Raw genomic sequence first — 14,602 nt, forward strand, 5'->3', positions numbered from 1 at the left:
ACGCCTTGTTTAAATTGCTGTTTTTACAGTGGCAAATTTAAATGAAAATCAATCTAAAGTATTATTGAAAGCGACTTTCAGCATGCCATAGTTTTATCATGACAAAATCGTTACATTCACTAACATATTTAAATAATCATTAATATTTTCTAACGATTGTCATCGCCCCGTTTTATTTTTTAGCATCCCCCTATGCATTCTCGGCGTAGCGGTATTCGGCTGTCATTTTATTATTTCCTCCAGCATCGTGATTAACCTTTATCGCCAGCGCGGCCCCGCGTCTGTCATTCGGGGACGTGCGTGTCATCAACAACGTTGCCCGGAGGATATCTATGCAACCGCCATTCGATAGTTAATTCAGCAAGATGGAATGTAATTGCCCGAACGTTCGTTAATAAAAAACGAATGTTAATCGCGATTCAATTTTGAGGTAATGACGTATGGCCGCACAATATGATTTTACGGTTACGCTACATGACCTGGCGTTTATTCTCAAGCAGATCAAACTCTCCGAATCGGCTAACAATGCGGATGGCAGCATCGATGGCGATAAGCTCACCGCGCTTGTCGGCGATCCGCTGCTCCCGTATGGAATACGCACCGTTGATGGGTCATGGAATAATCTGTTACCCGGTCAGGAGCTGTTTGGCTCTGCCGACCAGACGATGCCAAGACTCGTTCCGCTGGATCTGGAGGCTATCCGCAACGATCCCACCTTAGCGCAATACCTGCTGGCATCGGGCCCGAACGCCGTGGTGAACGATGCTGACCCGCGTATGATTAGCAATATTATCTCCGATCAGAGTACGAACAACCCTGCTGCGGTCGAAGCGGCCGCGGGTCTTGCGGATGCTCCCGGCGGCGGCGGGAGCGTGAACGGCAGTTTGTCGATTCCGAATCTCTCGCCGGACATTGGTTTATCTCCGGCCTTTAACGGCTGGATGACCTTCTTTGGGCAGTTCTTTGACCATGGTCTGGATCTGATTCCGAAAGCCGGAAATGGGATCGTGTTTATCCCGTTGATGCCCGATGACCCGCTCTATAGCACGGCCCCGGGCGCGGCAAATTTCATGATCCTCACCCGGGCGAAAGTCGACGCAACGCTGAATACGGTCAATACCACCACGCCGTGGATTGACCAAAACCAGACCTATACCTCTCATCCATCGCATCAGATATTCCTGCGGGAATACACTTTTATTGACGGTAAGCCGGAGCCTACGGGCCAACTGCTGGACGGTGCTCATGGGATTGCGACCTGGGGCGAAGTGAAGGCGCATGCGCTGCAGTACCTCGGTATCCAGCTGACGGATGCGGACATTTCCAACGTGCCGCTGCTGGCAACCGACCGTTACGGAAACCTGATATTGAGCGATGGCGGAAAAGTCCAGATTGTTACCCTGCATGGTCTGGTTGAAGCCAACGGAGGACTGTTGCCTGCGGACACGTTGCGCACCGGCCATGCCTTCCTTGACGATATTGCGCACACTGCGGTGCCTAAATTTGTCACGGTTGATGGCGTTAAGATACTGGCGCCGGATGCGGATAATGTCATTAATGGCACGACGGAAGCGGGAACCTACGATAATGAACTGCTCGATCGTCACTTCATTACCGGCGATGGGCGTGGCAATGAAAACATTGGCTTAACTGCGGTGCACTCGGTTTTCCATGATGAACATAACCGCCTGGTTGAGCAGTACAAAACCACGCTGCTGGCGTCAGGTGATGTAGGGCTGGTTAACCAATGGCTGATGCCAGGACATGAAATCACCGCCATTCCGGCGGATACCAGCACGCTGGTCTGGAACGGGGAATATTTGTTCCAGGCGGGACGATTCACCACCGAGATGCAGTATCAGCACCTCGTCTTTGAAGAGTTTGCGCGTGCCGTACAGCCTGCGGTTGACCCCTTCGTCTTCTCGAACACGGCCGATATTAACCCGGCTATTTTTGCTGAGTTTGCCCACGTCGTTTACCGCTTTGGTCACTCGATGCTGACGGAGACCGTCGACAGAACGGGCATCGATATGCAAAGTGACAATCTGGGGCTTATTCAGGCGTTTCTTAATCCACTGGCGTTCGATAACAATGGTTCCATGGATAATAATGCGGCCATCGGGGCCATTGTCCGTGGTATGACCCGCCAGGTGGGAAACGAAATTGATGAGTTTCTCACCGGCGCGCTGCGTAATAATCTGGTTGGTTTGCCGCTCGATCTCGGCGCACTCAATATTGCTCGCGGCCGCGACACTTTTATGCCGACGCTCAACCAGGCCCGCGATCAGTTTTATACGCTCACCGGTAATAGCGAATTAAAACCGTATACCAGCTGGGCAGATTTTGCGGCGCATTTAAAAAATACGGCCTCGATCCTCAACTTTATGGCCGCCTATGGTCAGCATGAGTTGATTCTTAACGCCACCACCATCGAGGCAAAACGCGCGGCCGTTGAGTTTCTGCTGTTCGGCCCTGATGCCGACGCTAGCCGTGCTGACGCCTTTGACTTCTTTAACAGTACCGGCGTATGGGCCAACAAAGAGAGCGGGCTGAACAAGGTCGATTTCTGGATCGGCGGCCTGGCGGAACGCAAAATGGAATTCGGCGGCATGTTGGGCTCTACGTTCAACTTTGTCTTTGAAACCCAAATGGAAATGCTACAGGACGGCGACCGTTTCTATTACCTGAGTCGAACTCAGGGGCTAAACATGCTTAACCAACTGGAGGCCAACTCGTTCGCCGCCCTGGTCATGCGTAACAGCGATCTGGGTGATGAAGGTTCCTCTCACGTCCATGCAAAACTGTTTATGACCCCCGATCACACGCTGGAAGTGAACAAGGCGGTGCAGGTCGGCGCGGACCCTCTCTGGGGAGATCGCTTAAAAGACCTTCTGACGCCATTAGTCGTCCGTAAAGCGGCCGGTGCGGATGTTGACGGTGACGGCAAAGCGGATGGTGCCTACCTCAAATACTCCGGCGATGGCCATGTGGTGCTGGGCGGATCTGCGGGCAACGACACCCTGATAGGCGGTAAAGGTATCGACAGCCTGTGGGGAGACGCAGGGAATGACCGGCTGGATGGCGGCGATGAGGCGGATACCGTCCACGGCGGCGATGGGGATGACATTATTACCGACACCGGTACCCCGGTTGGCGGCGCGGACTTCCTTCACGGTGATGCGGGCAACGACGTTATCTTCAGCGGTAACGGTAACGACCTGAGCTTCGGCGGCAGCGGTAAGGATTTTATCGTGGTGGGCGAAGATGCGCAGGAGGTGTTCGGCGGCCTGGATGATGACTTTATCCTCGGTGGCTCCGGCGGCGATATGCTGATGGGCAACGAAGGCGATGACTGGATCGAAGGCGGGGATGGCTTCGATACCCTGGCCGGTGAAAATTCCGAGCTGTTCTTTAACAGCACCATCGTGGGCCATGATGTGCTGAATGGCCAGGGGAATGATACCGACTACGACGGCGAGGCCGGCGACGATATCATGGTCCAGGGCGCAGGGATCCAGCGTAACAACGGGATGGCGGGCTTCGACTGGGCGATTCATAAAGGTGACCCGAACGCGGCGAATTCCGACCTGGGTATTCCGATCTTCGTCAATCAGCAGGAGTTTATTCTGCGCGATCGCTTCGACCTGGTCGAAGGGTTATCAGGCTGGAAATTTAACGATCTGTTAATTGGTACCGATGCGCCCATCGGCACGGCGCCGGTACAGGGGACGCCGCTGTCCAACAACCTTACCCTCGACGGCGTTGCGCGGATAAACGGTCTGGACAAAGTGGTCGGCAGCAATCTCATCAACAATGCGGTCAATGGCGTGGTGCTTAACCCGGATAATGGCGCCGATATTCTGCTCGGCGGCGGCGGCAGTGACCGCATTATGGGGAAAGCGGGGGATGACATTATCGATGGTGATGCCTGGTTGAATGTGCGCATTGAGGTCAGAGATAAACTGGGGGCGGTGATTAAAAGCGTCGACAGTATGAATGACATCAAGGCTGAACTGCTTAACGGCACGTTGAACCCCGGTCAGCTCCATACTGTGCGTGAAATCCTCAACGACGGTAATAAAGGGGAAATTGACCTTGCGCTCTACCGCGACGTTAACGGCAACTACCTGTTTACCCGTAATCCGGATGGCAGCCTGACGGTCAATCATGCCACGGTATCGGCTAATTTACCTGACGGTGACGGCGTCGACCGCCTGCTTAATATCGAGAAGCTGGAGTTCGGTGATGGCACACAGCTGTGGGTGACGGCGCAAAAAGCCACGGGCAACGTCGATATTAACAACAAGGCACCTGCGGCAGGCGATCTGCTGCGCGTGAGTGCTTCCGATGTGCAGGATGGTAACGGTCTGGTGAGTAATTTACCGATCGTTTATACCTGGCAGGCGCTGATCGGCGGGCAATGGCGAGACCAGGCGACGGGGACCGAATTCCGGGTGGGCAATAATTTGTCAGGCGCCCAGCTGCGGGTGGTTGCCAGCTTTACCGACCGGATGGGCGATGCCGAAACGCTGATCTCGGCGGCCACCAGCGCCGTTGGGCCACGCGATCTTCCGACCCGTGGTCTGCCGGTGATAAGCGATCTGACTCCAACCAGGAACATGACGCTGACGGCCGATGTTTCGGGGATCACCGATGGCGATGGCCTGACCAACGGCAACAACTTCCGCTACCAATGGCAAATGAGCACGCTGTTCGGCTTTATCAATATTGTGGGGGCTACGGCCGCCACCTATACCCCAACGTTACTGACGGTGGACCGTAATCTGCGGGTTGTGGTGACCGTGACCGATGACGAAGGAAACCCTTCCGTTGTACTGACCTCTGCGTCGACCCAGACTGTCGGCAATATGCTGGTGGGCGGTAACGGCGCAACGACGCTCGTCGGTACCAACGGCAGTGATTATCTCGACGGAGGCAACGGTAACGATACCCTGTCCGGCCTGGCTGGTGATGATATTTTGCTCGGCGGCGCCGGCAATGACACCCTCAACGGCGGCGCGGGTGCCGACCAGATGACCGGCGGTACCGGTAACGATAGCTACACCGTTGATAACCTGGGGGATGTGGTGGTTGAGGGCGTGAATGGCGGAACGGACACCGTCTCGGTTTCTCTCAACAGCTACGTGATGGCCGATAACGTTGAAAACCTGATCTTTACCGGCTCGGGGAACTTTAACGGCGTCGGGAACGCGTTGGCAAACACCATGACCGGCGGCAGCGGCAACGACACGCTGAACGGGATGGACGGTGACGATACCCTGTCGGGTCTGGCGGGTAACGATACGCTGCTGGGCGGCAATGGCAACGATAGTCTGAACGGTGGCGTGGGTGCTGATACCCTGACGGGTGGGGCCGGTAATGATATTTATATTGTTGATAATGTAGGGGATAGGGTGATAGAGGCGGTGAACGGCGGCAATGATACCGTCAGAACCAGCCTGAATACCTACACGCTGAGCGACAATGTTGAAGTGCTGGCATTCACCGGGACCGGCGGCTTTACCGGTACGGGTAACGCACTGAACAACATCATTACGGGCGGCAACGGCGTTGACCGTCTGAACGGCGGCAGCGGCAATGATACCCTCTCCGGGGGCGGGGGGAATGACTTCTTTATTTTCGGCCTTAACTTTGGCCAGGACATCATTACCGACTTCGACAGCAACCCGAACCAGGGGCAGGATCTGATCAGCCTGCAGGGTCGGGGGCTGACGGCGGCGAACTTTGCCAGCAACGTCAGTATTGCGGCGAGCGGAACGTCAACGGTCCTGAGCTTCACTAACGGAGACAAAATCACGTTGTTGAATACTGCGGTTAATTCGATCCAGCTGAATGATTTCCAGCTGGGTTAATTCATCAACGCCGTAATAACAGCACAACCTTATTGGTTTAATAAGGAGTAAACTATGCCGCGCCAGTATAAGTCCACAGAATTGAAAAATGCTCTGAAAGGAACCCGACCTGCATTTATTGTGCTGCTGTTTTTTGGCAGTGTCATCAATATGCTTATGCTGGCGCCGGCAATTTATATGCTACAAGTGTACGATCGTGTTCTGGCCAGCCAGAACACCACAACATTATTCATGCTAACGTTGTTAATCATTGGGTTATACTGCGTCATTGGGATGATCGAATTCGCGCGTTCCAGCGTCATGACCCGGCTCGGTAACCGCCTGGATGTAAAGCTGAATCAGTTGGTCTTTAACGCCACGTTTAAGCGTAAAATTGCGACCGGTGATAACAATCCGGCGCAGGCGCTAAACGATCTGGCTCAAATTCGCCAGGTGCTGGCAGGCAATAGCTTATTTGCCTTACTGGATATCCCCTGGACACCTTTTTATTTACTGGTCGCTTTTCTGGTTCACCCCATATTAGGTTATCTGTCGCTTGCGGGGATTATTATTTTATTTTTCCTGACGTTATTAACCGAATTGTCGACGAAAAATCCGATTCAACAGGCGAATATGCTCAGCGTGAATAACAGCAGCAGGCTTAATAAGCAGTTACAAAATGCCGATGCTATTGAAGCCATGGGAATGCTGGCTTCCCTGAAGCAGCATTGGCTAGAAGGCCACAGTAAGGTGATGATTTTACAAACCTACATTGCCGATAGATCGGCGGTATACAGCAGCCTGAGCCGTTTTGTCCGCGTACTTTTGCAATCTATATCGTTGGGCGTTGGCGCGTTGTTGGTGATCGCCGGGGAGATCACCCCGGGGCTGATGATTGCCGCATCGATCATCCTGGGGCGCGTGCTGAGCCCGGTGGAACAGGTTATCAGCAGTTGGAAGCAGTTTGTGCAGTTCCGCAGCGCCTGGAAGCAGTTAACCGCATTATTGCGCGATTATCCGGCCCCGCCAGAGAAAATGAACCTTCCCACCCCGAAAGGCACGATTAGCGTTGAAGGGGTCTTCGCCGCGCCTCCAGGGCAAAAAATCGCCACGCTGCGCAACATTTCTTTCCAACTCGAACAAGGTGAGGTGCTGGGGATTATCGGGCCTTCCGCTTCCGGAAAGAGTTCGCTGGCTAAGCTCATGGTTGGCGTATGGCAGCCGCTGAGTGGAAAAGTACGGATTGACGGGGCGGACATTTGCCAGTGGGACAAAATATTGCTTGGCCCCTCTATCGGCTACCTGCCGCAGGATGTTGAATTGTTCGAAGGGACGATTGCCGAAAATATCGCCCGCTTTAGCCATACCGACAGCCCGCCGATCGTTGCCGCAGCCATGCTCGCTGGCGTCCATGACATGATTTTACGCCTGCCTCAGGGCTACGACACCCCTCTGGGCGCTAATGGTTACCAGCTGTCCGGCGGTCAGCGCCAGCGTATCGGTCTGGCGCGAGCGGTGTTTAATAATCCGGCTTTTATTGTTCTTGATGAACCCAATGCCAACCTTGATGATGCCGGTGAGATGGCGTTAATCAAGGCGATTATCGCGCTGCGCGAGCACGGGCAAACGGTCGCGCTGATCTCTCATCGCCCAACTCTGCTCGGCGTTGTGAACAAAGTGCTGCTAATTAACGAGGGGACGATGCAGGCATTCGGTCCGCGTGAGCAGGTATTCGCCAATTTACGTCAGGCCAATATTCTGAAATCCGTCTCCGCTACCGAAGCCGCGACGGCAGACAATCCCGTTGTGCAGACCCTCAATGACGCCCCTCGCGAGGCCTTATCATGAAAAGTAAACCGAAAGCGTCTGCCATGCCGGAAACCGACACTATCGATACCAATATCTGGCCGCCGCTCATTAAAGGTCTGGTCGTTATCGTGATTGCGGTAGGCGGTTTTTTATTATGGGCCGTCAAAGCGCCTTTAGATGCCGGGGTGGTGGCTGATGGTACCGTCACGGTGTCGAATAATCGCAAAACTATCCAGCATCTCAGCGGAGGGCGGGTAACGGATATCTACATGAAAGAAGGCGATGTGGTGAAAAAAAATCAGGTCCTGATGCGCCTGGATACGTTGCAGCTGGACATGCGCTACAGCGCCTTAAGCGCGCAGTATATTTCGGCGAAAACCAGCGAGGATCGTTTACTGGCGGAAAGGACGGGGGCGGATCACATCACGTTCAGTCCGTCGCTGCTCAAGCATTTTGCTGGCAATAAACGCCTGCTGGAAAGTCAGCAGCTGCAGGCGAAGCTCTTTTTAACTCGCCGGAAAAATGTGCAGGATGAGATATCAATGATTGAGGAGACGCTGGATGGCCTGGCCGGGCAGACGGAGAACCTCAATAAAATCAAAGGCTATCGCGAACGTCAGTTCACGCTAATCAATAAAGAATTGGGCGCCGTTCGGGCGCTCAGTGAGAAAAATTACTACCCCAAAGCACAGCTCATGGTACTGGAACGTGAGGCCGCAGAAATATCCAGTACCGTATCAGAGGATATTCTCAATATCGCCAAGTTAAAGTCGCAGCAAAATGAGATGAGAATCAAGGCCTATCAGGTGCAACATCAGTATTTGCGGGAAGTGGAGTCCGAATTAATGCTTAAGCAAAAAGAGGTTGCGATGCTGGAAGATGAGCTGCAGTCAACCCGGCATGAACGGGATAACACGGTGATTCGTTCTCCTATTGACGGTATTGTGCTGGATGTGAAGGTCAGCACCGTTGGCGGGGTGATTCAGCCGGGGGAACGTTTAATGGACATTGTCGCCGCCGGTCAGCCGTTGCAAATTGATGCCAAAATCCCGGTGCATGCGATTGATAAACTGGCGCCGGGGCTCACTGTCGATGTGCTATTCCCCGCGCTAAACCATGCGTTGCTGCCTTCTGTACCGGCTCGGGTATTGACAGTTTCCGCCGATCGCCTGACCGACAAAGTAACGCAACAACCTTATTACCTGGCTGAAGTTCAGGTGTTACCCGAGGGGGTGCGTTTGCTGCGTGACCATAAAATTAAGGCCGGGATGCCGGCCAGCGTCACCATCAAAACGGGCGAAAGGACATTCCTGAGCTATCTGTTTAAACCGCTAATGGCCCGGCTTGAGATGGCGTTTAAAGAGATCTGAGCGCGGTTGCTGTCTGGCATTCCTCAGAAGGTTGGCGAATTTTTCAGGCCGACCTTCTTGGTTTGTAATACCCTATTACCCACTGACTCAAGCTGGCCTCTGTTGGCCAGCCAGAATACTCGATACCCTAAGGAGCTGCGTCAACGTCATGCTGGTGAAATGGACTAAGCGCATGGTTTTATTTGTTGTTTTTGTGCTGCTCGGCGTGCTGGGGACGCGGATTTACGACATTCAAAGCAAACCGCCTCTCCAGCTGTGGCATACCTTTGTGCCGCACGACATGCAGGCTCCGGCCATCGATAATACAACCTGGGACGGCTACATCCGCGCGGAAAATCGGCTTTTCTCTGACGTTCGCGCCAACGTAACCGACAAATTGCCCGCCAGCCAGCAGGCGTCGTTTAACCGCTATTTTGCGCAAAGCCCGCTTTATCCCGGTCATTTTTCCATGGACTGGAACCGTTCTGTCGTTCTGAAGCCGCAGGGGCAGCCAAAAGGTGCGGTGGTCTTGCTGCATGGGCTAACCGATACGCCCTACAGCATGCGACATATTGCGATGCACTATCAGCAACTGGGCTACGTGGCCGTGGCCATTCGTCTGCCCGCGCACGGCACGGTACCCGGGGCGTTAACGGATGTGGCGTGGCAGGACTGGCTGGCCGCTACGCGGCTGGCGGTAAGAGAAGCGAAGGCGCTGAGCGGTAAGGATCGCCCGCTGCATCTGGTGGGTTACTCCAACGGCGGGGCGCTGGCGATGAAATATGCACTGGATGCGTTGGATGACCCGACGCTGGACAGGCCGCAGCAGGTGGTCCTGATTTCGCCGATGATCGGCATTACGTCGTTCGCCCGTTTTGCCGGCGTTGCCGGTTGGCCGGCGGTCTTCCCGGCGTTTGCAAAAGCGGCGTGGCTCGGCATTGTCCCGGAGTATAACCCGTTCAAATATAATTCGTTCCCGGTCAACGCCGCACGTCAGTCGTATGCGCTCACTCAGGCGTTGCAAAAGCAAATAGCGGCAGGGGCGCGACAGCATAAGCTGAGCGCGCTGCCGCCGATTTTGACCTTCCAGTCGGTGATGGATTCGACGGTCAGCAGTGACGCGGTGCTGACCGGCTTATACGAGCGGCTTACTGCCAACGGCAGCGAGCTGGTGCTGTTTGACCTTAACCAGGCCGCCACCGTGACGCCGCTGCTGCGCGCGTCATCCAGTGCGGCGCTTTCACGGCTGCTGCCCGCGCCGCCGCGTCAATACGGCGTGACCGTTGTGGCGAACGTTGAGCCTACCACCACCCAAACCGAGGCCCGCACCACCGAGGCCGGGCAGATGAATGCGCGCGTGGCGCCGCTGGGCATTGATTATCCGCGCGATGTTTACTCGCTTTCGCATATTGCGCTGCCGTTCCCGGTGACGGATTCCCTGTACGGTCGCGAGCCTCAGCTGCGCAATCAGTACGGTATTAGCCTGGGGACCGTGGCCGCGCGCGGCGAACGCGGGGCGATGGTGGTTGAACTGGATGCCCTGATGCGCATGTCGTCCAACCCCTTCTTCCCGTACATGATAAGCCGTATCGATCGGACCATTGCCCGTTAAGCGGCCGGCGGCACGGGGGATTACACCGCGTGCAGCGCGCCGTCGGTTTTACCGCCCGGTGCCTTTAGCACCTGCTCAATCACCGAGGCCAGCTCGTTAATCTCAAATTTTGCAACGTAGCCGTCGGCGTTCACCTTGCGGATATGGTCCTCATTGGCATTCCCCGACAGCGACGAGTGGATCACCACCGGAATATTGCGCAGACGCGGGTCGGTTTTAATCTTGCGGGTCAGGGTAAAACCGTCCATTTCCGGCATTTCAAGGTCGGTCAGCACGAGGGCGATTTTGTCGCTTACCGGCACACCTTCTTGCGCCGCCTGCTGGGCGATATGCTCAATTTTCTCCCACGCTTCTTTACCGGTGACGTGCAGCTGCGCCGGGATATCCATGGCCTTCAGCCCTTTTTCGAGCATCGCGCGCGCCACTTTGGAATCTTCAGCCACAATGGCGGTGGCGCCCGGCTTAATATTGAATTTGCGCGGATTGAGCTCTTTCGCGTGCAGATCGTGATTTGACGGGGTGATGTCGTAAAGAATCTGCTCCACATCGATAACCATCGCGAGGTTGTTGCTCTCCTGGTGATCGTCCAGGCAGGCGATGCTGGTAATGTACTTGCCGTTTACCGCTTTTTCGGCGGTGTGAATCTGCGTCCAGTCGAGGCGGGTGATATTCTCTACCGACTCGACGGCGAAGGCCTGCACGCTGCGGGCATATTCGGTGATCAGCAGGATATTCAGCCCGTTGCTGGGGGTGCAGCCGGCGACGGCGGCGAGATCGATAACCGGGATAATCTGATCGCGAATGTTCACCATCCCCATCAGCGGCGGCTTGATGCCTGCGGGGCGGGTGAAGCTCGGCATCGGGACGATTTCGCGCAGCTTAAACACGTTGATACCGTACAGCTCCGAGGCGTCGCTCTGTGAGGCTTTGCCCAGGCGGAACAGCAGCAGCTCAAAACGGTTGGACAGGGTCAGATTAGCCCTGTCGTCGATCTCTTTCTGGAAATTATCCATGGTGCCCTCAGCGTATAAAGCGTGAACTCAATAACGCAGTTATCGGCACCGTGAGACAAAACGTTATGCCAGCGTGAAGGTGGCGAAATCGTCGGCCAGCTCGCAGTCCGGGAAAATATGTCGGCACTCGGCCAGCAGGCGGCGGCAGCCTTCGGCATCGTATCGCGAGCTGACGTGAGTGACGATCAGCCGTTTGGCGTTAGCCGCTCGCGCCAGCTGTGCGGTTTGTTCACTCGACGAATGGCCGCGACTATTGGCTTTTTCCGCCATCGCGGCCTCCAGCGTGGCTTCATGAACCATCAGATCGACGTCACGGGCCAGCGCCAGCGCCGCATCGCAGGGGGCGGTATCGCCAAAAATAGCGATTTTCTTGCCGGGTGTTGCCGGCGCAAGATAATGGGCGCCGTCGATAATCCGGCCGTCTGCCAGCGTGACGCGTTCGCCCGCTTTAAGCTTCTGGAACAGCGGGCCGGAGGGCACGCCGTCGGCAATCAGCCGCCTGGCGTCCAGCGCGCCGGGCTTGTCGTGCTCTTCCACGCGAAAGCCGTAGCACTCGACCGGATGATTGAGCGGGTAGGCGGTCACTTTGCGCAGACCATCGTCCAGAATCTCACCGGCGCTGATTTCCACCACGTCCAACGGGAAATCGGTCCATGAGCCGCTTAGCCGCAGCGTAGCGTCGACAAACTCAGCGAGCCCTTTCGGGCCATATAGCGTCAGCGGCTGGGCGCTACCGGCCATCGAGCGGCTGCAAATCAGCCCTGGCAGGCCGAAAAGATGATCGCCGTGCAGGTGGCTGATAAAAATCCGCTCAATTTTTCCCGGGTTGAACGCCGTATGCAGCAGCTGGTGCTGGGTTCCTTCGCCGCAGTCGAAAAGCCACAGTCCCGGCTGCGTGGGGTGTTGCAGATTCAGCAGCATTGCTGTTACGTTGCGAGTACGCGTTGGCACACCCGCGGAAGTGCCTAAAAAAGTCAATTGCATAGCGCCGCGCCCCTGGCGGTAAAAAAAGGTCTAAGGAGCCTACCATGATTTGCTGGCAAGATTTGCACCATTCTGAATTAACCGTCCCGGCGCTGTATGCGCTGCTAAAGCTGCGTTGTGAAGTGTTTGTGGTGGAGCAAACCTGCCCGTATCTTGATGTCGATGGCGACGATCTGGTCGGCGAGAACCGCCATCTGCTGGGCTGGAAGGACGACAGGCTGGTGGCCTACGCGCGCATTCTGGTGAGTGAAGAAACGCTCGAACCGGTGACTGTCGGCCGGGTGATCGTCAGCGCTGACGTTCGCGGCGAGCGGCTGGGGCATCAGCTGATGGCCCGCGCCGTCGACGCTTGCCTGCAACGCTGGCCGCAGCGCGCGCTGTATCTCGGTGCCCAGGCACACCTGCGTGACTTTTACGCTCAGTTTGGTTTTGTCGCCGTCACCGATGTGTATGACGAAGACGGCATTCCGCACGTCGGTATGGCGCGTGAGGTGACCCGCGCATAGCCGCCAATTCCCGCTATAGTAAAAGGCAAAGTCCGTTGCTTTTCAGTGCGATATTGCCTTGATACCCGCCCGCTCCCTAATCGTGGGTACTGCAATTTATGGGTAGTACCCCTTATACTATGTGGTTTTTATGATAGGGAGGTTTGCGTGCTGTCAATCTTAGCGGCGCTACAAAGCCTGTCAGCGCGTCTGGCAGACGATTTTCCCGCGTTGCCCGGCACGCGAATCCTTGAAGTCGCTTTCCCCCTGAACGATGCCTTCGATCCGCTCGCCTGGCTCAATGGTCAGGCGGTCTGGCCGCAGTTTTACTGGCAGCAGCGCAGCGGCAAAGAAGAGATCGCCGCGCTGGGCGCGGTACGCGTCTTCTCCTCGCTGACTCAGGCCAATGATTTTCTGGCGATGCAGGCGCGTGACGATGTGCGCGTTTGCGGCATTAACGCCTTCACGCCGACCGAGGGCTCGCTGTTTTTACCCCGCCTGGAGTGGCGGCGCGAAGCGGGACGGGCGGTGCTGCGACTGAATGTGTGCAGCGACGTCTCGCTGGCGCAGGATGCGGCGCTGGCGCGGGCGTGCCTGGCATTGCTCACGGACCACCACGCGAGCGCGGCCTTAACCCTGCGTCAGGAGAGCGAAACCCATCGCCCGGGTAAAGAGGGCTGGTGCCGGCTGATTTCGCAGGCGACCGAGGCGATTCGTCACGGCGAGTTTACCAAAGTGGTACTGGCCCGGGCCACGGATCTCACCTTCACCCATGCGCCGGACGCGGGGGCGCTGATGGCGGCAAGTCGCCGGGTCAATTTCTCTTGCTATCATTTCTTTATGGCGTTTGATGCGCGGCGGGCGTTTCTCGGCTCGTCGCCGGAGCGCCTGTTCCGTCGGCGCGGCGTTGATCTGCTGACCGAGGCGCTGGCCGGTACCGTGGCGGCGCACGACGACCCGACGGTGGCGCAGCGGCTCGGCGACTGGCTGATGCGCGACGATAAAAATCAGCGCGAAAACGGCCTGGTCGTTGACGATATCTGCCAGCGTTTGCAGGACGTAACGCAAGCGCTGGACGTGTTGCCTGCCGAAATTGTACGCCTGCGCAAGGTGCAGCATTTACGTCGCCGCATCCAGGCGACGCTCACGCGGCCGGACGACGCGCTGTGTTTGCTGCAGCTCCAGCCAACGGCGGCGGTTGCCGGGCTGCCGCGCGCGGCAGCGCTGGCGTTTATTGAGCGCTTTGAGCCGTTTACCCGTGAAGCGTACGCGGGCTCCGCGGGCTATCTTTCTCGTCAGCAGAGCGAATTTTGCGTCACGCTGCGATCGGCGAAAGTTGAAGACCGAACGGTACGCCTGTACGCAGGTGCCGGGATTGTCGACGGTTCCGACCCGGAGCAGGAGTGGCAGGAAATCGAAAATAAAGCGGCAGGGCTGCGCTCATTGTTGTTCTCTGAATAGAACATTACCGACTCATATCAAAATCCTACGTTGTCGT

Annotated in this window: 8 protein-coding genes; 6 read left to right on the forward strand and 2 right to left on the reverse strand. The window is 56.2% G+C overall.

What is annotated here, in order from left to right; all coding sequences use genetic code 11:
• Window positions 1-440: 440 nt before the first annotated feature.
• The 4 genes from H7R76_RS07845 (at window position 441) to H7R76_RS07860 (ending at window position 10,622) form a co-directional block, all read left to right on the forward strand.
• Window positions 441-5,873 (forward strand): peroxidase family protein, encoded by a 5,433-nt coding sequence (locus H7R76_RS07845; RefSeq protein WP_182967436.1) that lies wholly within the window; start codon window positions 441-443, stop codon window positions 5,871-5,873.
• A gap of 54 nt (window positions 5,874-5,927) precedes the next feature.
• The gene (locus H7R76_RS07850; protein ID WP_106924331.1) at window positions 5,928-7,700 is read left to right on the forward strand and encodes a type I secretion system permease/ATPase; all 1,773 of its coding nucleotides are present in this window, start codon (window positions 5,928-5,930) and stop codon (window positions 7,698-7,700) included.
• Window positions 7,697-9,031, forward strand: coding sequence for an HlyD family type I secretion periplasmic adaptor subunit (locus H7R76_RS07855; RefSeq protein ID WP_106924332.1), 1,335 nt, complete (start codon window positions 7,697-7,699; stop codon window positions 9,029-9,031). Before H7R76_RS07850 ends, H7R76_RS07855 begins: the two co-directional genes overlap by 4 nt.
• 148 nt (window positions 9,032-9,179) lie before the next feature.
• Window positions 9,180-10,622 carry an alpha/beta hydrolase gene (locus tag H7R76_RS07860; RefSeq protein ID WP_182967438.1) on the forward strand — a complete coding sequence of 481 codons (1,443 nt, stop codon included), beginning with the start codon at window positions 9,180-9,182 and terminating at the stop codon, window positions 10,620-10,622.
• Between the two features lie 20 nt (window positions 10,623-10,642).
• Here the strand turns inward: H7R76_RS07860 and H7R76_RS07865 are convergent, their stop codons facing one another.
• Entirely contained in the window at window positions 10,643-11,635 is a 993-nt protein-coding gene (locus tag H7R76_RS07865; protein ID WP_106924334.1) for a chemotaxis protein, read from the reverse strand.
• A gap of 63 nt (window positions 11,636-11,698) precedes the next feature.
• The gene (gene rbn / locus H7R76_RS07870; RefSeq protein WP_106924335.1) at window positions 11,699-12,619 is read right to left on the reverse strand and encodes a ribonuclease BN; all 921 of its coding nucleotides are present in this window, start codon (window positions 12,617-12,619) and stop codon (window positions 11,699-11,701) included.
• A 44-nt stretch (window positions 12,620-12,663) separates the two neighbouring features.
• Here rbn and H7R76_RS07875 point away from each other — a divergent pair, with 44 nt between their 5' ends.
• The gene (locus H7R76_RS07875; RefSeq protein ID WP_106924336.1) at window positions 12,664-13,125 is read left to right on the forward strand and encodes a GNAT family N-acetyltransferase; all 462 of its coding nucleotides are present in this window, start codon (window positions 12,664-12,666) and stop codon (window positions 13,123-13,125) included.
• Between the two features lie 147 nt (window positions 13,126-13,272).
• A complete protein-coding gene (gene menF, locus H7R76_RS07880) occupies window positions 13,273-14,565 on the forward strand; it encodes an isochorismate synthase MenF (protein ID WP_106924337.1) in 1,293 nt (430 codons plus the stop codon).
• The last annotated feature ends 37 nt before the right edge of the window (window positions 14,566-14,602 follow it).

Source organism: Klebsiella sp. WP8-S18-ESBL-06, assembly GCF_014169755.1.
Lineage (GTDB): Bacteria > Pseudomonadota > Gammaproteobacteria > Enterobacterales > Enterobacteriaceae > Kluyvera > Kluyvera ascorbata_B.

Coding starts and splice junctions, on each gene's coding strand:
- H7R76_RS07845 (WP_182967436.1), top strand. CDS start 441: ATGGCCGCACAATATGATTTTACGGTTACGCTACATGACCTGGCGTTT.
- H7R76_RS07850 (WP_106924331.1), top strand. CDS start 5,928: ATGCCGCGCCAGTATAAGTCCACAGAATTGAAAAATGCTCTGAAAGGA.
- H7R76_RS07855 (WP_106924332.1), top strand. CDS start 7,697: ATGAAAAGTAAACCGAAAGCGTCTGCCATGCCGGAAACCGACACTATC.
- H7R76_RS07860 (WP_182967438.1), top strand. CDS start 9,180: ATGCTGGTGAAATGGACTAAGCGCATGGTTTTATTTGTTGTTTTTGTG.
- H7R76_RS07865 (WP_106924334.1), bottom strand. CDS start 11,635: ATGGATAATTTCCAGAAAGAGATCGACGACAGGGCTAATCTGACCCTG.
- rbn (WP_106924335.1), bottom strand. CDS start 12,619: ATGCAATTGACTTTTTTAGGCACTTCCGCGGGTGTGCCAACGCGTACT.
- H7R76_RS07875 (WP_106924336.1), top strand. CDS start 12,664: ATGATTTGCTGGCAAGATTTGCACCATTCTGAATTAACCGTCCCGGCG.